Below are 21,783 nucleotides of genomic sequence, written 5' to 3'. Positions count from 1 at the left end.
ATATGTCAGAAAACTCATTACTCGATAAATTAGAACATTTAGTCACTCGCTTCGAAGAGGTGGGCACATTGATTACCGATCCGGAAGTGATTTCGGATATGGAACGTTACGTGAAACTGAACAAGGAGTACAGCGATCTTCAAAAGATCGTGGAGGTACGTAATGAATATAAGATTGCGTTAGAGAGTGTAGTCGAAGCCAAGAACATACTTGCCAACGAGTCGGATTCCGATCTCAGGCAACTCGCCAATGAAGAGTTGGCGATCAACACCGAAAAACTGCCTGTACTTGAAGAGAAAATTAAATTATTGCTTATTCCCGCCGATCCCGAAGATGCGAAGAATGTGGTGATGGAAATACGTGGCGGTACGGGAGGTGATGAAGCGGCCATCTTTGCCGGTGATCTCTATAAGATGTATACCAAATATTGTGAGAGCAAAGGATGGGCCACTGAACTGGCCAGCTTTACCGAAGGTACATCGGGCGGTTACAAAGAGATTATTTTCACGGTAAGTGGTATTGATGTATATGGTACGTTAAAGTATGAATCGGGTGTACATCGGGTACAGCGGGTACCACAAACAGAAACCCAGGGACGGGTCCATACTTCTGCGGCTACCGTTGCCGTTTTACCGGAGGCAGAAGAGTTTGATGTGGAACTGAATCCCGCCGATATCGATTTTCATACCGCCCGTTCGAGTGGTGCCGGGGGACAGAATGTGAACAAGGTGGAGACCAAAGTACAGCTCACCCACCGGCCGTCAGGCATTGTCGTTATTTGTCAACAGGCCCGTTCCCAGCTTAAGAACCGGGAGATCGCCATGCAGATGCTGCGCACCAAACTCTACGACATAGAACTATCCAAGCGGCAAGGCGATATCGCCTCACGGCGCAAGACGATGGTCTCCACGGGCGACCGTTCGGCCAAGATACGCACCTATAACTATCCCCAAGGACGTATTACTGATCACCGTATCAATTACACCATCTATAACCTGTCGGCTTTTATGGAGGGTGATATACAAGGGGTTATTGATCAACTGATGGTAAGCGAAAATGCGGAGAGGATGAAAGAGGCGGAGTTGTAAATCCCCGCTATGGCAATAAAAAGAAACAGAATATATGACCAAGCAACAACTATTTGCGCAGATACGGAAAAAACAGTCTTTCCTTTGCGTGGGACTGGATACGGATATAAAAAAGATTCCGGAGCACCTGCTGGACAGGGAAGACCCGATCTATGAATTCAATAAAGAAATCATTAACGCGACAGCACCCTACTGCGTGGCTTATAAGCCTAACCTCGCTTTTTATGAGAGCGAAGGGGTGAATGGATGGATGTCTTTTGAAAAAACGGTTGCCTATATCCGGCAGCGCTTTCCTGAACAGTTTGTCATTGCCGATGCCAAGCGTGGGGATATCGGTAATACCAGTGAGATGTATGCCCGTACCTTTTTTGATGAAGTGAAAGTGAACGCTGTGACGGTGGCTCCCTATATGGGAGAGGATAGCGTAAAACCTTTTCTTATTTATCCGGGACGATGGGTTATCCTGCTTGCACTTACCAGCAATAAGGGATCACTTGACTTCCAGTTGACGCAAGATCAAAACGGTGAACGTCTGTTCGAGAAAGTATTGAGAGTCTCGCAGCAATGGGCAGACGACGAGCAGATGATGTATGTGGTGGGTGCCACCCAAGGTAAACTTTTTGAAGATGTACGTAAGATTGTACCCGACCATTTTCTACTGGTTCCTGGTGTGGGTGCGCAAGGTGGTTCTCTGGAAGAGGTGTGTCGCTATGGGATGAACAGATACTGCGGATTGCTGGTGAACTCATCGAGAGGTATCATCTATGCTGACAGCAGTGAGGATTTTGCGTATACCGCAGGCCAGGAAGCACGGAAGTTACAGCAGGAAATGAAAGAAATGCTGGAAAAGTTCTGTGGATAAGAAGATTATTTGAATTAACAACAACCGTGGGGAAGAAAAGGAAAATAATCAATGATCCGGTCTTCGGATTTATCAATATACCGAATGATTTTATATACAAGATCATTCAACATCCTTTTTTGCAACGCCTTAACCGTATCCGTCAGCTTGGCTTGGCCCCCTTTGTATATCCCGGTGCACAACATACCCGTTTTCATCATTCCATCGGTGCGATGTATCTGATGGATGAAGCACTCAAGACACTGAAAGAGAAAGGACATGAGATATCGAAGGAGGAGACCGATGGTGCTTTGGCCGCCATCTTGTTGCATGATATCGGGCATGGCCCGTTCTCACATGTTTTAGAAGATGCACTGGTAACCAACGTACATCATGAAACACTGTCTCTACTGTTGATGGAGCAGATGAACGTGGAATGGGAAGGACAATTACAGACCGCAATTGATATTTTTACAAATTCCTATCCCAAACGGTTTCTTCACCGTTTGGTAAGCGGGCAGTTAGATGTGGACCGGCTCGATTATTTGCGCCGCGATAGTTTTTTTACCGGCGTGGTAGAAGGTAATACAGGATCTGCCCGCATTATCAAGATGCTCGATGTGAAGGATGATAAGCTGGTGGTGGAATCGAAGGGTATCTATTCTATTGAGAACTTCCTGATGTCGAGACGACTGATGTATTGGCAGGTTTACCTCCACAAAACTGCCGTTGCGGCAGAGAAGATGATGGTCAATGTACTGCGGCGTGCCAAGGAATTATCCATGAACGGAGAGAAACTGTTCGCCTCCCCTGCCCTCTCCTATTTCTTGTCACAGGAGAGTGCCATAGGCGATTTTGAAAATAACGGTGAAGCATTGCATCATTTTGTGAATCTCGACGACAATGATATCTGGTGTGCTCTCAAAGTGTGGTGCTCTCATTCCGATACGGTACTGTCGATTTTAAGTGATGGTATGATCAACAGGAAACTTTTTAAAATCGAGATCGCTGAAAAAAAGAGCGACCCGGAGAAGGTGTCGGGACAGATAGCTTCATACATGAAAAAATTCGGTCTGACAGCGCATGAAGCATCTTATTTCATCTCATCGGATATGTTGACCACGGATATGTACAATGAGGAGGATGATAGTATCGATATTATTTATAAAAACGGTGAAGTAAAAGATATCTCCAAAGCATCCGACATGCTCAATATCGAACTGTTATCGAAAAAAGTGAAAAAATATTACTTCGCCTATCTGAGAGACTGACTCTTCCCTTCCTCCCTCATTGCACTCCTGCAATCAATACGCATCATTCAACAAATCCCGAATTATCTTATCAATCTTCCTCCTTCGCAGTGGGCACGATAAACCATACCACGATGCATCCGATTATGCCAAGGGAAACGATTATCCATCTGAGGGTACTGCTACCCACCACCACAAATGAGGAGAACAACACCATGATCGACATGAAAGTAAGCACTCCTACTTTTCCTTTGCGGGTAATCCCTTTCCGGCGTTGGTAGTTCTTGATCCTGGGCCCTAGTACTTTATTATTCAATAACCAGTTATATAACTTGGGGGAACTTTTAGCGTAAAGGAAGGCTGACAACAGTGCCAAAGGTGTTACAGGAAGTCCCGGCAGTACGATGCCCAAAATAGCAAGTCCAAGAGAGAGCGTTCCCCCAATGAGATAAAGGGCACGTATAATTCTGTTTTTTTTGATCTCCAGTTTGACCTCTTTCTCGGATGCTGTGATAGAGAGATCCTGCGTAACCGGATGACTATATAGATTTGGATTTTTGTTCATAAATGTAAATCTTAATTGATCGTTGTGATTGGGTAAGTGAGTTCTTTCATGGAAGAAGAAGAAGGTATAGCTTTCACAGCGTTATCCTGAAGCAAGAAAATGGTATTTCCTGCTCTCCCTATCATTTGCCCTGATATGGTTTCGTTATCGTTGAATCTGATACTTACCTCCGTTTGGGATAATGACACTTTTTTTGATACCTTTCCGTATATGGTGGCGGAGACAAACAGATAGACAATAAATACAATAATTGAGAAAAAAGACTCCAGCGTTTTATACCAGGAAAACTTAGTCAGGTTGAACGAAAATCTGGAATAGGATGCGGGATGATATCTTTTCCAGATTACGTCCAATCGATAAATCAACCAGGTGATTAAAAAGGTGACCAGCGTGAAAAATATAATTTTAAAATCAGCAAAAGGAGCAATTAAAAAATCCAGAATAGTGGCATAGTCAAATATATTAATGCCGAATTCCATATATTTATAGTAATTAAACAGCATACCTATACCTACGCCAAAGATATAGAGGATTGTTGCAATGGATTGCAACTCTTTAAGTATCTTGCTGTTTAAAACATTGTTGATTATTCTCTTATCCATAAATATATAATAGTGGTACTCCCCACTGTAGTTTTATTCCTTTTTAGTCCAATTTTCGGGAGTAAAAATACAAATCATTCTTCTATCGGCAAAATCGGACAAATCCGTAAATAAGAATTGGGCTGATCTTAATCACAATGAGAATGATAATTTTTGTATTTCACTGAAATTCCCTTATCTTTGCAGATATTGTTAAGGTTATAAAAAATCTGTTTTAAATATAAGTGATGGCTTTTATAGAGGGAAAGAAAAAAGAGATCCGCTTGCTTTTTGTTTGTCTTGGAAATATATGCCGTTCGCCGGCTGCCGAAGGCATTATGGCTACTGTTGTGGATAAATATGGCCTGCAGGATACTATCAAAGTAGACTCTGCCGGTACTTCGGCATGGCATGAAGGTGAACTCCCCGATGAGCGTATGCGCTCACATGGTGAAAGAAGAGGTTATATTTTCAATAGCCGCGCCAGGAAATTCAAAAGATCAGATTTTGATGATTTTGATTATATTATCGTGATGGACAGGCAGAATCTTTCCAATGTAAGGTCATTGGCCACAAGTAAGGAACAAACAGACAAGGTGCATATGATGACTGAATTCTCACGGCAATATTCCCTACACGATCATATTCCCGATCCCTATTATGGTGGTGCATCAGGATTCGAGTTAGTGCTCGACCTGTTGGAAGATGCCTGCGAAGGATTACTCCAGACCATCAAAAAAGAGTACAGCCTTTAAATCTCGTTTTAATTAATTTAACGATTATCCGATTACTTTTTAGCTGAAGGTCAATAAAAATTATTTAGCTTTGCATAAATATCATACAGTTACGAATTATTAATAAAGTGAATACTATTCGTACAATCTGCACCATTATTCTGAGTATAACGGTAGTAATGGGAAGTTGCAATCAATCCGATAGCCGGAGTGATGAGTTTATTACGGTAGATGTTACGGCAAATTATCCTGAAAAGGAGTTGATTCTACAGGATTTTATGGATGTGGAATATATTCCTCTGGAGATGAGTGATAATTTTGTAAATCAGGGTGTTGTGAAAGCTGTCGGGAAGGAGATCTTAATCATAACAAACAGAAGAAGGGATGGAGATATTTTTGTTTTTGACCGTACAACCGGAAAAGGTTTAAGAAAGATAAACCGTTTGGGGCAAGGACCGGAAGAGTATTCGGATTCTTTTGAAGTTGTCCTGGATGAAGAAAACCAGGAAATCTTTATATTCAATTTCAGAAAGATATCGGTATATGACTTATCTGGAAACTTTAAAAGGAGTTTCAACTATGTGGATGAGATGTGTTATTATAGCTATCCTTTCGTTTATGATCGTGATCATTTGATTTGTCACAAGAGTTATTTTATAGATGTTGAAAATGAAAAGTCTGCCCATATACTTATTTCCAAACAAGATGGAAGTATAGCCCGTGAGATTCAATTACCTTTTAAAGAGATTATAAAATTGACTATAGTAGAGGGAAATGAAAGTCTGACGCCTACCTTTTATTTAACTGTGCCGGGGCAAACAGACTGGATAATCATGAGAACTTCATCTGATACTATCTATCACTATGGATCCGATGATAAAATAAATCCCATCATAGTGAGAACTCCCGTTATACACTCCATGGATCCTAAAATTTTTCTATTCCCAACAGTCATTACTAACCGTTATTACTTCATACGAACCATAAAGAAAGAGGCTGATTTTAAAATATTTAAGGGATTTCCACACAAAGATCTGGTATATGACAGCCAGAGAAATATCGTGTTTGAATATACCCTTTATAATGATGATTTTTCGAACAAACAGACAGTCTCATTAGGGCAGAATTCCGGAAATGCGGTTAATCACGAGGTCGTTACTTCAATAACTTTAAACGCATTTGATCTGATAGAAGCTTATAAGGAAGGGAAACTAAAGAATAAACTGAAAGAGATTGCCGGGGAACTCGATGAAGAAGACAATCCGGTAATCATGTTGGTAAAGCATAAGAAATAAAAGAGAAACACTATGAGAACAGAAATCGTAATTTTATCGTCTATTCTGCTTGTAATAGCAGGATGTAAACAACCTGAAGCAGAAAAAACTGAAGGGTTGATCACAGTGGATGTGACAGCCAACTATCCTAAAAAGGAGTTGATTCTACAGGATTTTATGGATGTGGAATATATCCCTCTGGAGACGAGTGATGAATTTATCTGCCAGGGTATAGTCTTGGCTGTTGGCAAGAAAATGATCGTGATAAGAAACGGATCGGGTGATGGTGATCTTTTTATATATGACAGGAACGGCAAAGGCCTGAAGAAGATCAATCGAAAGGGCAATAGTGGTGAAGAATATGTATATAATTATGATGTAATGCTGGATGAGCAGAATGAAGAAATCTTTGTCAACGATAACTCAAAGAAAAAAATATTGGTTTACAACCTACAGGGAAACTTTAAAAGATCTCTTGGACATATTGATAATGTAAGATATAACCAGATAGACAATTTTAATAAGGATTATTTTGTCTGGTGGAATTCCTCCTTTGAATTCAATCCGGATGCAACAGAAACATCCTCTTTTTTCATCACATCAAAACAGGATGGAGCTATTTACAAAGAGATAAAAATTCCCTTTTCTCAAAGAAAATCCACCGTATCCATATCCCATGATGAAAAAACCAATATGACCTATTCGATCAGTCCCAGTTATCGCTCTACCATCCCTTTCCGGGATCAGATGATACTTGTAGAACCTTCGTCGGATACGGTTTACTGTTATCAGCCCGATTATAGTATGGTTCCCTTTATGGCCAGGATACCCTCTGTACAATCCATGAATCCGGAAGTATTTCTTTTACCGGGAGTAATTACCGACCACTATCACTTTATGGAGATCTATAAGAAAGAGTATGATTTTGCCACACAGACAGGTGCTCCGGCCAATTATCTGATGTACGACAAAGAGGCAAACGCCATTTTTGAATATGCCGTATATAACGGTGATTACAAAGAAAAGAGACATGCGAGCATGACGGGCTATTTTGGTAAAATGGTAGATAAGGATGTTGCTTCCTGTAGAAAAATGGATGCCGATGTACTTGTAGAGTCTTACGAGAAAGGTGAACTGACCGGTAAGTTAGAAGAAATTGCCGCAAAACTGGATGAGGAAGACAATCCGGTAATCATGTTGGTAAAGCATAAGAAATAAGAGTTGAGAACATAAAAAAACGGCCGATTCCCCAGCCGTTTTTTCTCTACCCTTATTATTTCTGAAATTAATAGGTCATTTTGGGTTCCAGTTTTCCGGCTTCTTCGATCATCTCCGTGAGTTGTCCCAAAGAAGGAAGACGGCGCACCAGTTTTTTTGCTTCATTTATTTCCTGCATTTTGGCATACAGGTTTTCAGCATTCCTGTTCCGTAATTCTTTCACTGTATCCACGCCAGCCGCTTCCAGCAACTCTGAAAATTCGGCCCCCACACCAGTAATACGAAAAAGATCGGAATGATTGGTCCATTTCAGGATCAACCTCTCATCAATTCCAGTTTCTTTTGCCATTGCGGCACGACCGGATTTACCGGCACATTTTTCGAGTAATCCCTCAGTAGTGGTAACACCGGCAGCTCTCAACTTTTGGCCGTAAACCGGACCGATACCTTCAATTTCTTCAATTTTATAAGCCATATGTATAATTAATTAGGTAATTTGTTTCCAAATATAGGCATATCATTATGACTATCCCTTTCTTTGTCTTTGATTCAGTGAAAGTGTGGAAAAAATACCTAATATTGTTACACTACATACAACGAACTGATGGATTCGTTGTTACAAACCCTCATAATAGCATCGGCAAACATTTCGGCAACCGAAAGGATTCTTACCTTTTCCGATTTTTGAGAATAAGGAATACTGTCGGTAAATATGATTTCTGTCAACCTCGACTGATCGACTCTCATCGATGCGGGATCCGACATCACAGCATGGCTCGCAATCGCCCTTACCGAGTTGGCTCCGTTCTCCATGAGAAGATCGGCGGCCTTGGTAATGGTACCGGCCGTGTCTACAATATCATCCACGAGCAGTACATCCATACCTTGTACATCCCCGATAATCTGCATATCAGATATTTCATTGGCCTTCTTCCTGAGTTTGTAGCAAATCACCATCGGACATCCCAGGAATTTGGAGTAGGCGCTGGCACGTTTGGTACCACCCACGTCGGGAGTTGCTATAACCATATTGCTCAGGTTGAGCTGTTGAACGTAATCCATGAAAACGCCGGAAGCATAAAGGTGGTCTACCGGTGTATTGAAAAATCCCTGTATCTGGTCGGCATGGAGGTCCATCGTGATCAGACGGTTGATCCCTGCTGCTGCCAGCATATCGGCAATCAGTTTGGCTCCGATGCTCACACGGGGCTTGTCTTTTCTGTCCTGGCGCGCCCAGCCGAAGTAAGGAATTACCGCGACAATCGATTTTGCCGAAGCGCGTTTAGCTGCATCAATCATCAGTAACAATTCCATCAGGTTATCGGAACTGGGGAAGGTGGATTGAATAAGAAATACCTGCTTCCCACGGATCGACTCCTCGTAGGAAACTGCGAATTCTCCGTCTGCAAAATGTTCAATAATCATGTTACCCAGAGGGCAATCCAGACTGTTGCATACCTTTTCCGCAAAATAACGAGACTTAGTGCCTGAAAAGATTTTAAATGGTTTCTCCTGCATTTATTGATAGTTTTCTGAAAATAATTATTTGGATCTTGATAAAACTCTTCTCTCTAAAATCTATAAACCGAAACTTTTGGCAAAAGTACAAAAAAGTGAACTCATTAAAGAATATATTACGAAAAAGAAATCCTGTAAATTTCCCCGGAATAACAATTGACCGAAATTCCGGTTAAAATGCCGGAAGTAAATGCCAGTTCTTTCCCTTCTTCACGCAATAAGGGGGTTGCCATCCCCTCTTTCCCCTCTCCTACACTAAAAAAGGTAAAGGCGTGCTGCGGAATTTGTATGGTGCACTCCTGCACCCTATTATCAAAATTGACTACCACCAACAGCAATTCTTTTTTATTACCACGCAGGAATGCAAAGAGACGGGTGGAATCGAACTCCCTGTTTTCATAATTGGACGGCATCAGGTCGTAGAAAAGACCGTTAGCAAGGACCGGTTCCTTGTTGCATAAAGTGAGCAGTTGCCGGTAGAATACCTGCAACTCACTTTCTTCCGGGAAGAGTTGTACATCGTTCCATTGCCCGTTATTATTCCATCTCCGCAACGTGTCTACCGACCAGTAGTCAAAAATAGTTGTCCTACCGTCCTTTCCGCTGAATCCCTCTTCATCCATTCCTCTTTCTCCCAACTCCTGTCCGGCATAAACCATCACCGGATTGGTGTTGACGCAACAGGATACGATCATGGCAGCTTTTCCTTTGCTACCCTCTCTCAGGAAATAATCGGATGCCAACCGCTGTTCGTCGTGATTCTCCATGAAACTAAGCATCCGGTGCTGGATATCACCTACATTGTCCAGCGTGAAAGTGATGTCGGAAGAGGGTCTGTAGCCACAGGAGACATCACGTAACGTATCATAAAGCCCTACTTTATCGTAGAGATAATCGAAAATATTGTCAGCCAGAAAATCGCGGTACACCGAAGGATTGTAAATCTCTGCAATGAATAATATACCGGGGAATTTTACCTTTACCTGAGGGATAGCCCACCTCCAGAATGCCAGCGGCACCATCTCTGCCATATCGCACCGGAAGCCATCCACATTCTTTTTAGCCCAGTAGAGGAATATTTCTTTCATCTTTATCCATGTATCAGGTACAGGATTGAAATGTTCCTGTTTCCTGTTCTGGTAGTCAACACCATAATTAAGTTTTACCGTTTCATACCAGTCGAACTGCGTAGGCTTGTGTGTAAAACAATCGTTACCGGTTGCCTTTGCGGGGAACTCACTGTAGGTAGAATTGGCAGATTTCCTCAAAGAATATTGTATTTCTAACGATTGTCCGGGTATATAATAAAAGTTGTTTTGAGGAGAGAACGACAGTGAGGTATCATCACCTTCTCCAAAATCTTCTACTCCGTTGGGTTTATTGATGGAGCGATAGTTCCGGGCCACATGGTTGGGCACATTATCCATAATCACCTTCAAACCGGCAGCATGAGTCCGGTGGATCAATGCTTCGAATTCAGCGATTCTGTCGGGTACACTCTCTGCCAGGTCGGGATCCACATCGTAATAGTCCCTTATTGCGTAAGGCGATCCTGCTTTACCTTTGATAATCTCCGGATATTCCAGTGGGAGTCCGTATGCGGTGTAGTCGGTGGTAGAAGCATGGGCCAATACACCGATATACCAAACATGGGTATAACCGTTGGCTTTTATTTTTTGCAGTACCACATCGGAAATATCGTTGAATTTCCCTGTCCCGTTCTCTTCAATGGATCCATTGACTGTATTGGTAGGCACAGAGTTCCCGAAGAGTCTGGGCAGCAGTTGATAGATAAACAGCTTTGGGTTCATTAGGCGTCTGGCGTTTAAGATATGTCTGTTTTTTCCGGGAGTAATACCTCATTCAGGCCCCTGATTCGTTGTAGTTGCTCATGTACTTTCTTAGTCAGAGCGTAGTGCCTGTGGCACTTCCTCACGATTTCCCACGATTTTTCTTCGCTCATTTTCATTACACCATAGTGATATCCGGCCTCCATGATCTTTAATTGATTCTGCAGGTCGAACATGGAATACTTCTCTATTCCCTTCGTCTCGATAAGTATATCGCAATAAGCCTTGTCTATGAGAGTGTTGGAGTTCGACATTAGGTTGAATGTACGTTCCAGCATCCTTCGGATATTGTTTTTCTCCGGCGGAGGCAGGATCAGGGAGACATTCACCCCGATCACATATTTGCATTTTTTCCTGATGACCGAAACGGGGAAATTTTTCAATAGACCTCCATCCACATAGGGTACATCATGGATCATTTGGGGATGAAATACGATGGGTACAGAACAGGAGGCAACTACAGCATCTACCAGGTCGTCTCCATTGGAGAAAGTAACAGTGCAGGCCCTCTCCCAATCGGTTGTCACCACATAGAACGGGACTTGTAGCTCCTCAAAACGTTTTGCCCTGAGATTTTTTTTCAGAAAATTATGCAATCCGGTGCTTTTGAAAAAACCGGCGGTGGGAATGGTCAACTCCACAAACTCACGGAACTCTTTTTTACGGAAGAGTTCCACTATTTCATCAGGATGGTAGCCGTCGGCATAGAAAACACCGGCAAGCGCCCCGGCACTGGTGCCCGCAATCACATCGGGTTTCAATCCACATTTTTCCAACACTTTCAGTGCGCCCAGATGAGCAAACCCCTTGGCACCACCACCACTCAGGGCATAACCTAAAAAATGATCGTAGCTTTTACTGAAGATTGCCATGATTTTATCTCCTTTCAGATATTTCGTAACACAAATATGGCACTTTTTTTCGAACTTTCAACCGAAAAAATCACCTATTCGCTAATCCACCTGTCCACCTCTATAGTTTCTCCTTCAATTCCCGAATTGATTTTCCTAACAGCGGGTGGATGAGGTCGGGCGCAATTTCATACAAGGGGTCAAGGACAAACGAACGGTTATGGAATCGGGGATGAGGGATGATCAGATCCGGCGTATTTATCACCAGATTTCCTACCATTATCAGATCGATATCTATAACCCTGTCTGAAAATTGACCATTCCTGCTTTTAACGGTTCTACCTATCTCTTTTTCAATATCTTGTGTCTTTGAGAATACACTATAAATATTCATAAAAGTAGCTACTTCGCAAACGCAATTAACAAATATGTTCTCCGATTGGAATCCAACGGGTGTTGTTAAATAAAAAGCGGAAAGGGAAATAATGCTCCCTATCCGCTCTTCTATTTTATCCAAAGCCTCTTCAATATTCTTCTGTTTGTCGCCTAGGTTGGATCCCAATGCTAAATAAACGGTATATTCATTTGTTTCGTTCATATTATTTTTGGCTTCGCCGTTATTCAATAGTTATTCATGCTTCGCACGCAAATGTAATTGAATTACAATCGAATAACTAATCTACTATAAGCATTGCATCGCCGTAAGCTCCAAAGGTATATTTTTCCTTGATAGCCTCTTCGTAGGCATGTATCACCTTTTCATACCCGCCAAATGCACAGGACATCATCAATAATGTGGAATAGGGCAAATGAAAGTTGGTGATCAGGCTATTCGTAAGCGTGAAGTCATAGGGAGGAAATATGAATTTATTGGTCCACCCATCCCGTGGTTTCAAGTGTCCGTCAGTGCTGACAGTAGTTTCCACTGCACGAAGTACGGATGTTCCTACAGCACAGATATTTTTTTCTTCATCTTTGGCTTTATTCACCCTGTCACACAACTCTTCCGTAATAATCATCTGTTCCGACTCCATTTTATGCTTCGTCAGATCTTCCACGTCGATCATGCGATAGGCTCCTAATCCGTTATGAAGAGTAAGATAACCAAAATCAATATCCCTTATCTCCATCCTTTTCATCAACTCACGGCTGAAATGTAGGCCTGCCGCCGGAGCAACCACAGCTCCTTCGTGTTGCGCGAATATGTTCTGGTATCTATCCACATCATCCGGCTCAGCATTACGTTCCAGGTATTCAGGAATAGGTGTCTCACCGATCGAGAACAGCTGATTCTTAAATTCGTCATAAGGTCCGTCGTAAAGAAAACGCAAGGTACGTCCCCGGGAAGTGGTGTTATCGATCACCTCTGCTACCAACTCTTCATTCTCTCCGAAATAGAGTTTGTTGCCAATACGTATCTTCCGTGCCGGATTGACCAGTACGTCCCACAGATGTTGATCGGGATTGAGTTCCCTCAATAAAAATACCTCTATCTTGGCACCTGTCTTCTCTTTGTTACCAAACAACCTTGCAGGAAAGACCTTGGTGTCGTTGAAAATAAAAAAATCACCTTTATTGAAGTAGTCCAATACCTCTTTAAATGTCTTATGTTCCAGTTGATCCGATTTTTTGTGGACAACCAGTAACCGGGACTCATCACGATGTGCCGATGGGTATTTCGCAATGAGTTCTTCGGGCAAATTGAATTTAAATTGAGAAAGCTTCATAAGTTAAAAATCCTGTATCAATTATATTTTATCTGTTTCTTTTGTTGCATGAGGAATATTTCCGTCTAAAAATCGATCGATATCATCCATATTCAGACAGTCAGCCACTGTTATATCCCCTACCCTTGTACGTCGCAAACCGGTAAGGTGCGCACCGGTATCCAGCGCCTTCCCGATATCCCTGGCCAACGCTCTTATATAGGTGCCCTTACTGCAAACTACCCGGATACTGATATCCGGAATATTATAAGAAATCAATTCGATATCATCTATAACCAATAATTTGGGTTTTAGTTCAATATCCTGATTTTTTCTGGCTAATTCATATGCCCTCTTTCCGTCGACTTTGACAGCCGAAAAAACAGGTGGAACCTGCTCTATCGTACCTTTGAAACGGGAAAGTGCATCTTCCACCGTCTCCCGGGTGATATGCGACGTCGGATATTCGGCATCGATCTCTGTCTCAAGATCGAAAGAAGGAGTGGTCGCACCGAGCCGCAGATGTGCAATATACTCTTTTGTATCAGCCTGTAAACGCTCTATCAGCTTTGTCTTTTTCCCGGTACAGAGGATCATCACTCCTGTAGCCAAAGGGTCAAGTGTCCCGGCATGTCCCACCTTGAGCTTTTTTATTCCCAGCCTGTAGCATAATTTGGCACGGACTATCCGAACTACCCGGAAGGAAGTCCAGTGTAGCGGTTTGTCAATATATAGAATTTCACCTTCAATAAAATCCATATCTTTATGCCATACTCAGGCCTACGCCTGAGAAAACCAAAATAAGCAGTATGGTCCCTACGATAATGCGATACACACCAAATGCTTTGAACCCATAGCGGGTGAGAAAATCAATAAAAAACCGAATAGCCAGAATGGCTACTACGAATGCTACTACATTACCGATAACGAGCAACAGTATATTTTCTTTCAACATTGCGGAGCTAACAGGATCTTTCAGTAATTGATAGAGTTTATACCCTGCTGCCGCAGCCATCGTTGGAACAGCTAAAAAGAATGAGAATTCAGCGGCATTCTTACGGGTGAGTCCGGTGGTCATCCCCCCTACTATGGTAGCCATGGAACGTGATACGCCGGGAATCATCGCGATACATTGGAAAAAACCTATCTTCAAGGCTCTCTTCCATCCCATCGACTGCTCCTGCGAGGGATTGTTGAACCATTTGTCCACGAATAACATGAAAATTCCACCCAGTACAAGCATCACTGCTACCACAGTTACATTTTCAAGCAACGCATCGATCTGGTCTCCGAGGAGCAACCCAATGACTCCGGCGGGGATAACGGCTATAAAGAGTTTCCAGTAGAAATCGAATCTATGGATAAACCGGCTAAGATAAGTCCACCCTTTTTTCCCGGCAGGCATACCGTGAACCGCTTCTTTATCGAAAACAATAATCGGGTTCAGACGAAAAAAACGTTTCCAGTAGAGAACCACCACAGACAGAATTGCACCAAACTGGATAATCACTGTAAATGCTTTCACAAAATGAGTGCTTTCCATTCCCAGCAAAGCCTGTGTGATAATCATATGGCCGGTAGACGAAACCGGAAGGAACTCTGTGAGCCCCTCTACAATCGCAATGATAATTGCTTGTAATACGTTCATGGATAATTTATTTTACAGTGTCCGATGATTGAATTATTTTTCGGCTACACTGTTTTTCTCTTTCGAGGGATACAAGATACCCACTACCATCAGCACAAAACCGGCAAGAGATACTATAGGAGCCAATTTTATACGTCTGGCACTGAAAATATCGGGTTCGAATCCTCCTTCAAGAGTTGTTGCCGACCCTGTCATCAACAGAAAACCGGCAATGATAAGAAGAATAGCGATGCCACAGATAATGAAATTCGTTTTACTTAAAGCAATACTTTTTTGAGACATATTGTGTAATTTATTTATACATAATACAATTGGTCTGATTTCATTTTTACATATCGGTTCACTGCAAGAGCAGCGGCTATAGTAGATATGATCACTCCCAACAAAATAATAATTGCAAAAATAATGATCAGGTCCATAGAACTAACAATCGGTTGTATTTCGGCATAGCCCCTACTGAAATAGGAGATGATGCCAAAAATAATCAGATCGGCTATTATTCCTGCAATAATCCCCGTAAAAATATTATTTACCACGAATGGCTTTCTAATAAAGGCCCCGGTGGCGCCCACCAATTTCATCGTATTGATGAGGAACCGTTTGGAGTAAATACTCAAGCGAATGGTGTTGCGGATGAGTGTGAAGGATATCAATAACAACACGGCTGTAAGGATCAGCAAAACAGTCATCACTTTCGAGAGATTGTTGTTGATCAAATCAATCGACTCCTGCTGATAAAGCAGATCTGTCACATTATTATTCTGGCGGATCACCTTGTTGATGACTGAGATACTATCACTGTTGGCATATTCCGAATGGAGGAAAATCTCAATACAGTCTTGCGCCGGATTGAATCCTAACAACTCCTCAGGATCTTCACCCAAATCCTTGATGAGTTGCTCCTTGGCTTCTTCCTTACTGATAAACCGTGATGATTTGACAAAAGGTTGTGCATCCAGACTATTCCTGATCTTCAATATTTCGGCATCTGTCACTCCGGAAGAAAGCATCACGTTGAAACTCATATTCTCCTTTACAAACTTCGACAAGCCGTTCCCCATAAAAAGGATTAGTATGGTGATACCCAGAAGTACCAAAACCAGTGAAATACTGATGGTGGATGTTATCTTAGCGTTTAAGAACCGTGCTGTGGATACCTTTTTCTTGCCAGTCATAGAAGTTCCAAATAAACTGCAAAGTAATAAAAATTATTGCAGAAAAAAGGATAGAATGTAAAATATTAAGCTCTTTTCACTATCATGGATTTTCTATCATTATCCAGCCCGACCTTAATAAACTAGACTGTGCCCTCTTTCCTATGAAAATTCATCACCATACTCTTTTGTGATTGTCTGCTTCTGATGATAGATGCTACGATTGATATGGCGATCAATGTTGTGATGATAAGCAGAGATGTGGTCGTAGGAATATAAAATTCCGTTCCATAGGTATGAGCGAAATGATTGAACATCATTTTACATCCGATAAAAAGGAGAATAGCGCTAAGTGCATATCTCAGATAGTAAAAATAATCCATCACTCCTCTGAGTGCAAAATAGAGCGAACGAAGACCCAATATGGCGAAAATATTGGACGTATAGACGATAAACATATCAGTAGAGACGGCTAAAACTGCAGGGATAGAATCTATCGCGAAAACCAGATCGGTCATTTCAATAACAAGTAATGCAAGAAAAAAAGGTGTTGCCACTATCTTATGATCAATCCTCCTGAAAAATTTGGGTTCCGAGACATCATTCGTCATGGGAATTATCCTTCGGGTAAGTTTGACGTACCAGCTATTGTTCAAGTCTTTCTCTTCTTTTTTCTCTTCCTCTCTTTTTTCACGGATAAAGTCAACGACCATTTTTATTCCGGTAATCACAAGAAAACCTCCGAACAGGTACATGACCCAACTGAAACGTTCTAAGAGTGCAATACCTGCAAAAATAAATATTGCCCTGAAAATGAGAGCTCCCAGAATACCCCAAAAAAGTATGCCATGTTGGTATTTAGGAATAATTTTGAATGATGTAAAAATCAGAATAAAGACAAAGAGATTATCCACACTCAATGATTTTTCAATCAGATAGGCTGTTAGAAATTCGAGTGCCGGCTCTTTGCCGAAAACAAAATAAATCCCCGCATTAAAAATAAGTGCGAGGGAAATCCAAAAGAAACTTAGCCACAGTGCTTTTTTTACGTTGATCACCTCCCCTTTTTTGTGAAAGGCAAACATGTCGAGTAATAACAATACAATAATGAGGATAATAAAACCTATCCAAAACGCGGAACTCACTTCCATTTGTGATAATGTATAAAAATTGATATAACCTAAAAAAATCTACCCTTCTACAACAAATTTTTATACGGAAAGTTCATATATAGCCAATCTCATTCACTTTTCACTCCCAAATCTTACGTCCTACATCTTAACCCCATCTCTTCCGCTTTCTTCAGCATAAATTGGAATGCTGCCTCCCGTTCATTGGGTATTTCCCCTTCCAATATCGCTTCTTTGATGGCCGATTTTAATAATCCTATTTGCCTGCACTGCGGAAGGCCAAAAATCTCCATGATCTCATTACCATCTACCGGTGGCTGGAAATTACGAATCCGGTCTTTCTCCTCTATCTCTTCCAATTTGCGTCGGACGATCTTGAAATTATTGAGAAACCGGCGTACTTTCTCCGGATTCTTGGATGTGATATCAGCTTCACAAAGTGTCATGAGATCATCTATATCGTTTCCTGCATCAAAAAGCAGTCGGCGCACCGCAGAATCGGTCACCTCCTCTTCCACAAGTTGTATGGGACGCATATGCAACGATACCATCTTCTGCACAAACTTCATCTTCTCATTTTGTGGTAGCTTCATCCTTTGGAATATCCTGGGCACCATCTTTTCCCCTATATAATTGTGGTTATGGAAAGTCCATCCCAGTTTGGGATCCCATCTCTTGGTAACAGGTTTGGCGATATCGTGTAGAAGGGCCGACCAGCGCAACCACAGGTTGTCGGTCTGTTGTGCGATATTGTCCAGGACCGTAAGTGTATGGTAAAAATTGTCCTTATGCCCCACCCCGTCTTTGGTTTCGGCTCCTTTCAGGGCTGTCAATTCCGGGAAGATAATATCAAGAAGCCCCGTCCTTTCCAATAGTATGAAGCCAATGGATGGCTTGGGAGAGAGGATGATCTTGTTGAGTTCATCAGTTACCCGCTCCATGGAAAGGATAGTTATACGCTCTCTGTTTCGCCCGATGGCATCGAATGTATCGGGATAAATATCAAAACCAAGTTGGGAGGCGAATCGGATGGCACGCATCATCCGTAAGGGGTCGTCACTGAAAGTGATATCGGGGTCAAGGGGTGTACGGATAATCAGGTCTTCCAGGTCCTGCGTCCCGTTGAAAGGATCCAACAACTCCCCATACCGGTCACCGTTCAGGCAAAAAGCCATCGCGTTGATGGTGAAATCACGGCGTCTCTGGTCATCTTCCAACGTGCCATCCTCTACGATGGGTTTACGGGAATCCAACCGGTATGATTCTTTCCTGGCACCTACAAACTCAATCTCATACTCTTTATACTTTATCTGGGCCGTACCGAAATTTTTGAAAACTGAAATCCGGCTTTTCTTCCCCAATTTTTCTGTTACTGCATTTGCCAATTCAATACCCTGACCGATAGCCACAACATCAATGTCTTTCGACGGGCGATAGAGAAAAAAATCACGCACATAACCACCAATCAGGTAACATGCCACCCCCATCTCATCAGCCGTTTCGGAAATTAATCTGAAAATCTTCTTATCCAAATGCGCCACTATCTCTTCCCGGGATATTTCCATTATTGTACTTAATATTTTATTTTCAGTAGGCAGAAGAATATATACACTTGCGAAGTGATTACATTACAGCCTATTATCTGTTACGAATTACAAAATTACAATAAATGTGCTTTATAACAGCTTCTGATGAGGAATATATTTGTAATTTTGTAGAGATTAAACCGGCCGGAGAGTATCTCCTACGGACCAAAAATGCTATTATTAAGATGTGTTCTTCTTTTAAAATCTTTGTTATGTTCCTTTTCTCTTTGCTTCTCTTTTCCTGTTCGGGAAACAAGGGGGCCAAGGAATATCTTGCGGATGCCGGAAAAGCATATCAGGATGGTAATTACGAATTAGCTAAGTTGAAGATTGACAGTATTAAAATTCTTTTTCCTAAATCTTTTGATGAGATCAATGCCGGATTTGCGCTGATGCAAGACATACGAATGGCAGAAAACAGACGGAATATATCCTATTGTGATTCCATGCTCCGTGAAAAGTACACTCAACTTGACCAGATGCTCCCCCGTTTCGATTATATACGGGATGAACGGTATCAGGAGTTTGGTGAGTATTACTCTAAAGCATATCCGTACCAGTCATCCTTAAGCCGGAGTGGACTCCGTTCGGGTGTTCGCGAAAAAGGAGAACTTTTTATCGAGAGTATTCTATCGGGAAACGCCATCAAGCATAACAAGATAAAAATCAGCACTAAGGATAGAAATTATGCAGAGACCCTCCCCGTCACATCCGACGGCTTGAATTATCAATTTAAAACGATAGATAATAGTTACGAGATTGTGCGCTTCAGCGGAAAAAGTGAAAATGGAGTTGCCGGTTTCATCTACACCTTTCGCGATTATCCACTCTCCGTTCAGTTTATCGGTAACCGTACGATAACCGTTGGGATGAGTGATGCTCTAAAAAAAGGTGTCAGCGATTCCTTTGAACTATCTTCCTTATTGCTGGATATTGAACAGTTAAAGCTGGAAAAGGAGAAAAGTGAAGCGTTGATCCGTTACCTCGAGAGCAGGAATAAATAAAAACAGAATTATCTTTCCCGGTAGCTCAGTCCGAAAATAATACCTTACTCCTATGAATAAGTTACATATTTCCTTTTTAATCTTGTTTTTATTTTGTGGTAAACTGCTTATAGGTAATGATCCAACCGGACACTCTTACCGGTATAATATAAAAAATGCGACAGAGGTTGATGCTTTGGCTCATCATCTGAAAAATAAGATTGTTCATTCTAAAACCACATTGACTGCCCCCGGTACTTACTATTATGTTTCCAATAGCGGGGATGATAATAACGACGGATTATCTCCGGATAAAGCGTGGAAAACACTCGACAAAGTATCAAATACGATACTCAATCCGGGGGATGCAGTGTTCTTCAAACGGGGGGAACTTTGGCGCGGAAGTCTGCACACGCAGGCCGGTGTCAGTTATTCTACCTATGGTAATGGTGAAAAACCGAAGATATTCGGATCAAGACAAAATTACTCTGTAAAGTATAAATGGAAAGAGACAGGGGTTGATAATGTCTATTATCTCGACGAGGAGATTAAAAATGATGTGGGAGTCATCGTTTTCAATGATGGTGTAGCCCATACTTTCAAAAAAATTGCGGGAGTGGATGGATTTGACGGATCGATCTCTGCGTTAAGGAATGATTTGGATATGTACCATCATTTAGAAGAAAGCAAAGTATATCTTTATTCGGAAACAGGAAATCCGGCCGATCGGTTCTCCTCCATTGAAGTTTGTCAAAAAGACCACATTGTAAAGATAGGAGGAGATAACATTACTATAGACAACCTGTGTATAAAATATGGAGGTGCCCATGGAATTGGTTCCGGTTCGACAAATAGACTGCATGTCTCCAACTGCGAATTAGGATGGATCGGCGGTTCGATATTATCGGGAACTACCCGTTACGGGAATGCAGTTGAAATATGGGGAGGTTGTACCGATTACCGTGTTGAATCCTGTTATATCTACCAGATATATGATGCCGGCATCACGCATCAATACAAGTTTTCGGGACCGGATGAAATCATCCTTATGGAAGATATTGTTTATAGAGATAATCTGATTGAATATTGTATCTACTCAATAGAGTATTTTTTGGACCAGTCAGATACCGGTCGAAATAAGATGAAAAATATCCTTTTTGAAAATAATATTTGTCGCTTTGCCGGATATGGCTGGGGATGGCAAAGACCTGACAAGATGGGAATGCACATACAGTCATGGCCTCACAGGAATCCGGCTGAGAATTTTGTGATCAGAGGAAATATTTTCGATCGCAGCAGAGACAAGCTGATCTATATCAGTGCTGAAGAAAGTACCAGCCTGCCCCGGATTGAAAATAACATTTATATTCAATACCGTGATAATAATTTTGGATTTTACGGCGAAAATGCAGATAAGACAGAATTTACATTTGATAAAAATATCCGTGAACATTTAATTGAAAATGAAATTGACCGGCATCCTGTCGTAATTTATTCGGAATCACCTATACAGGAGAAAATCCCCTAAATCCAAATGAAATTCCGTTAATTTCACGAAAAACAGAAAAACCTTTAAAAGAATAATAAAATAACTATCTTTGTATCGAATTTTGGTGTTGTTCACTTTAACGGCTTCGAAGTGAATGATGAAAAGGGAATCAGGTGTAAATCCTGAACAGACCCGCTGCTGTAAGCTCCGCTTACGTGCCGGACAAATACCACAATTGCCACTGTTCCGATAAACCGGGATGGGAAGGCGTCCGGCACGGGAGTAAGTCAGAAGACCTGCCAAGATCACCAAGTTTC

General features: G+C 41.7%; 22 protein-coding genes and 1 riboswitch. Of the genes, 8 read left to right on the top strand and 14 right to left on the bottom strand.

What is annotated here, in order from left to right; all coding sequences use genetic code 11:
- The first annotated feature begins 2 nt into the window (after positions 1-2).
- From prfA to VB073_RS12475, 3 genes are read left to right on the top strand one after another with little or no spacing between them, the layout of a single operon-like run.
- Entirely contained in the window at positions 3-1,088 is a 1,086-nt protein-coding gene (gene prfA, locus VB073_RS12485) for a peptide chain release factor 1 (RefSeq protein ID WP_323404517.1), read from the top strand.
- 34 nt (positions 1,089-1,122) lie between these two features.
- A complete protein-coding gene (pyrF, locus tag VB073_RS12480; protein WP_323404516.1) occupies positions 1,123-1,950 on the top strand; it encodes an orotidine-5'-phosphate decarboxylase in 828 nt (275 codons plus the stop codon).
- Between the two features lie 26 nt (positions 1,951-1,976).
- Positions 1,977-3,200, top strand: coding sequence for an HD domain-containing protein (locus tag VB073_RS12475; RefSeq protein WP_323404515.1), 1,224 nt, complete (start codon positions 1,977-1,979; stop codon positions 3,198-3,200).
- Positions 3,201-3,270: 70 nt separating this feature from the next.
- Here the strand turns inward: VB073_RS12475 and VB073_RS12470 are convergent, their stop codons facing one another.
- Complete coding sequence (locus VB073_RS12470; protein WP_323404514.1) at positions 3,271-3,744, bottom strand: YbaN family protein; 474 nt, start codon at positions 3,742-3,744, stop codon at positions 3,271-3,273.
- An 11-nt stretch (positions 3,745-3,755) separates the two neighbouring features.
- The gene (locus VB073_RS12465) at positions 3,756-4,346 is read right to left on the bottom strand and encodes a hypothetical protein (protein WP_323404513.1); all 591 of its coding nucleotides are present in this window, start codon (positions 4,344-4,346) and stop codon (positions 3,756-3,758) included.
- 227 nt (positions 4,347-4,573) lie between these two features.
- Here VB073_RS12465 and VB073_RS12460 point away from each other — a divergent pair, with 227 nt between their 5' ends.
- The 3 genes from VB073_RS12460 to VB073_RS12450 all read left to right on the top strand — a co-directional run bounded on the left by VB073_RS12460 (position 4,574) and on the right by VB073_RS12450 (position 7,551).
- Complete coding sequence (locus VB073_RS12460) at positions 4,574-5,080, top strand: low molecular weight protein-tyrosine-phosphatase (protein ID WP_323404512.1); 507 nt, start codon at positions 4,574-4,576, stop codon at positions 5,078-5,080.
- 116 nt (positions 5,081-5,196) lie between these two features.
- Positions 5,197-6,354 carry a 6-bladed beta-propeller gene (locus VB073_RS12455; protein WP_416349544.1) on the top strand — a complete coding sequence of 386 codons (1,158 nt, stop codon included), beginning with the start codon at positions 5,197-5,199 and terminating at the stop codon, positions 6,352-6,354.
- 12 nt (positions 6,355-6,366) lie between these two features.
- Complete coding sequence (locus VB073_RS12450) at positions 6,367-7,551, top strand: 6-bladed beta-propeller (protein WP_323404510.1); 1,185 nt, start codon at positions 6,367-6,369, stop codon at positions 7,549-7,551.
- A gap of 67 nt (positions 7,552-7,618) precedes the next feature.
- Here VB073_RS12450 and VB073_RS12445 read toward each other — a convergent pair whose 3' ends face one another.
- From VB073_RS12445 to VB073_RS12390, 12 genes are all read right to left on the bottom strand, one after another.
- Entirely contained in the window at positions 7,619-8,026 is a 408-nt protein-coding gene (locus tag VB073_RS12445) for a DUF4332 domain-containing protein (RefSeq protein WP_323404509.1), read from the bottom strand.
- A gap of 107 nt (positions 8,027-8,133) precedes the next feature.
- On the bottom strand, positions 8,134-9,069 hold the full coding sequence (locus VB073_RS12440; protein ID WP_323404508.1) for a ribose-phosphate pyrophosphokinase: 936 nt from the start codon (positions 9,067-9,069) through the stop codon (positions 8,134-8,136).
- A gap of 116 nt (positions 9,070-9,185) precedes the next feature.
- Positions 9,186-10,880: an alpha-amylase family protein gene (locus VB073_RS12435; RefSeq protein WP_323404507.1), complete on the bottom strand. Its 1,695-nt coding sequence runs from the start codon at positions 10,878-10,880 to the stop codon at positions 9,186-9,188.
- A gap of 14 nt (positions 10,881-10,894) precedes the next feature.
- A complete protein-coding gene (locus tag VB073_RS12430) occupies positions 10,895-11,791 on the bottom strand; it encodes a patatin-like phospholipase family protein (protein WP_323404506.1) in 897 nt (298 codons plus the stop codon).
- Positions 11,792-11,891: 100 nt separating this feature from the next.
- The gene (folK, locus tag VB073_RS12425; protein WP_323404505.1) at positions 11,892-12,368 is read right to left on the bottom strand and encodes a 2-amino-4-hydroxy-6-hydroxymethyldihydropteridine diphosphokinase; all 477 of its coding nucleotides are present in this window, start codon (positions 12,366-12,368) and stop codon (positions 11,892-11,894) included.
- A gap of 76 nt (positions 12,369-12,444) precedes the next feature.
- Positions 12,445-13,497: a tRNA preQ1(34) S-adenosylmethionine ribosyltransferase-isomerase QueA gene (queA, locus tag VB073_RS12420; protein WP_323404504.1), complete on the bottom strand. Its 1,053-nt coding sequence runs from the start codon at positions 13,495-13,497 to the stop codon at positions 12,445-12,447.
- 21 nt (positions 13,498-13,518) lie between these two features.
- Entirely contained in the window at positions 13,519-14,235 is a 717-nt protein-coding gene (gene truB / locus VB073_RS12415; protein ID WP_323404503.1) for a tRNA pseudouridine(55) synthase TruB, read from the bottom strand.
- A 4-nt stretch (positions 14,236-14,239) separates the two neighbouring features.
- On the bottom strand, positions 14,240-15,124 hold the full coding sequence (locus VB073_RS12410) for an undecaprenyl-diphosphate phosphatase (RefSeq protein ID WP_323404502.1): 885 nt from the start codon (positions 15,122-15,124) through the stop codon (positions 14,240-14,242).
- 33 nt (positions 15,125-15,157) lie between these two features.
- A complete protein-coding gene (locus VB073_RS12405; RefSeq protein WP_323404501.1) occupies positions 15,158-15,406 on the bottom strand; it encodes a DUF3098 domain-containing protein in 249 nt (82 codons plus the stop codon).
- Positions 15,407-15,420: 14 nt separating this feature from the next.
- Positions 15,421-16,299 carry a cell division protein FtsX gene (locus VB073_RS12400; RefSeq protein WP_323404500.1) on the bottom strand — a complete coding sequence of 293 codons (879 nt, stop codon included), beginning with the start codon at positions 16,297-16,299 and terminating at the stop codon, positions 15,421-15,423.
- A 122-nt stretch (positions 16,300-16,421) separates the two neighbouring features.
- Positions 16,422-17,429: a TerC/Alx family metal homeostasis membrane protein gene (locus VB073_RS12395; protein ID WP_323404499.1), complete on the bottom strand. Its 1,008-nt coding sequence runs from the start codon at positions 17,427-17,429 to the stop codon at positions 16,422-16,424.
- Between the two features lie 113 nt (positions 17,430-17,542).
- The gene (locus VB073_RS12390; RefSeq protein WP_323404498.1) at positions 17,543-18,973 is read right to left on the bottom strand and encodes a CCA tRNA nucleotidyltransferase; all 1,431 of its coding nucleotides are present in this window, start codon (positions 18,971-18,973) and stop codon (positions 17,543-17,545) included.
- A 233-nt stretch (positions 18,974-19,206) separates the two neighbouring features.
- Here VB073_RS12390 and VB073_RS12385 point away from each other — a divergent pair, with 233 nt between their 5' ends.
- Both VB073_RS12385 and VB073_RS12380 read left to right on the top strand, forming a co-directional pair.
- Positions 19,207-19,998, top strand: a complete 792-nt coding sequence (locus VB073_RS12385) for a hypothetical protein (protein ID WP_323404497.1) — start codon at positions 19,207-19,209, stop codon at positions 19,996-19,998.
- 52 nt (positions 19,999-20,050) lie between these two features.
- Entirely contained in the window at positions 20,051-21,505 is a 1,455-nt protein-coding gene (locus tag VB073_RS12380; protein WP_323404496.1) for a hypothetical protein, read from the top strand.
- Positions 21,506-21,571: 66 nt separating this feature from the next.
- Positions 21,572-21,783, top strand: a riboswitch (cobalamin riboswitch).

The sequence above is a fragment of the Proteiniphilum sp. genome (genome assembly GCF_034927365.1).
Taxonomy (GTDB): Bacteria; Bacteroidota; Bacteroidia; order Bacteroidales; family Dysgonomonadaceae; genus Proteiniphilum.
The sequence above is the reverse complement of the archived record's forward strand: the minus strand, read 5'-3'. Positions and strand labels throughout refer to the sequence as shown.

Bases quoted from the DNA above. Each gene is read 5' to 3' on its own strand.
- folK (WP_323404505.1), bottom strand. From the start codon at position 12,368: ATGAACGAAACAAATGAATATACCGTTTATTTAGCATTGGGATCCAAC.
- queA (WP_323404504.1), bottom strand. From the start codon at position 13,497: ATGAAGCTTTCTCAATTTAAATTCAATTTGCCCGAAGAACTCATTGCG.
- VB073_RS12390 (WP_323404498.1), bottom strand. From the start codon at position 18,973: ATGGAAATATCCCGGGAAGAGATAGTGGCGCATTTGGATAAGAAGATT.
- VB073_RS12460 (WP_323404512.1), top strand. From the start codon at position 4,574: ATGGCTTTTATAGAGGGAAAGAAAAAAGAGATCCGCTTGCTTTTTGTT.
- VB073_RS12400 (WP_323404500.1), bottom strand. From the start codon at position 16,299: ATGACTGGCAAGAAAAAGGTATCCACAGCACGGTTCTTAAACGCTAAG.
- VB073_RS12435 (WP_323404507.1), bottom strand. From the start codon at position 10,880: ATGAACCCAAAGCTGTTTATCTATCAACTGCTGCCCAGACTCTTCGGG.
- VB073_RS12385 (WP_323404497.1), top strand. From the start codon at position 19,207: ATGTTCCTTTTCTCTTTGCTTCTCTTTTCCTGTTCGGGAAACAAGGGG.
- prfA (WP_323404517.1), top strand. From the start codon at position 3: ATGTCAGAAAACTCATTACTCGATAAATTAGAACATTTAGTCACTCGC.
- VB073_RS12430 (WP_323404506.1), bottom strand. From the start codon at position 11,791: ATGGCAATCTTCAGTAAAAGCTACGATCATTTTTTAGGTTATGCCCTG.
- VB073_RS12395 (WP_323404499.1), bottom strand. From the start codon at position 17,429: ATGGAAGTGAGTTCCGCGTTTTGGATAGGTTTTATTATCCTCATTATT.
- VB073_RS12465 (WP_323404513.1), bottom strand. From the start codon at position 4,346: ATGGATAAGAGAATAATCAACAATGTTTTAAACAGCAAGATACTTAAA.
- VB073_RS12440 (WP_323404508.1), bottom strand. From the start codon at position 9,069: ATGCAGGAGAAACCATTTAAAATCTTTTCAGGCACTAAGTCTCGTTAT.
- VB073_RS12410 (WP_323404502.1), bottom strand. From the start codon at position 15,124: ATGAACGTATTACAAGCAATTATCATTGCGATTGTAGAGGGGCTCACA.
- VB073_RS12470 (WP_323404514.1), bottom strand. From the start codon at position 3,744: ATGAACAAAAATCCAAATCTATATAGTCATCCGGTTACGCAGGATCTC.
- VB073_RS12380 (WP_323404496.1), top strand. From the start codon at position 20,051: ATGAATAAGTTACATATTTCCTTTTTAATCTTGTTTTTATTTTGTGGT.
- VB073_RS12405 (WP_323404501.1), bottom strand. From the start codon at position 15,406: ATGTCTCAAAAAAGTATTGCTTTAAGTAAAACGAATTTCATTATCTGT.
- VB073_RS12445 (WP_323404509.1), bottom strand. From the start codon at position 8,026: ATGGCTTATAAAATTGAAGAAATTGAAGGTATCGGTCCGGTTTACGGC.
- truB (WP_323404503.1), bottom strand. From the start codon at position 14,235: ATGGATTTTATTGAAGGTGAAATTCTATATATTGACAAACCGCTACAC.
- pyrF (WP_323404516.1), top strand. From the start codon at position 1,123: ATGACCAAGCAACAACTATTTGCGCAGATACGGAAAAAACAGTCTTTC.
- VB073_RS12450 (WP_323404510.1), top strand. From the start codon at position 6,367: ATGAGAACAGAAATCGTAATTTTATCGTCTATTCTGCTTGTAATAGCA.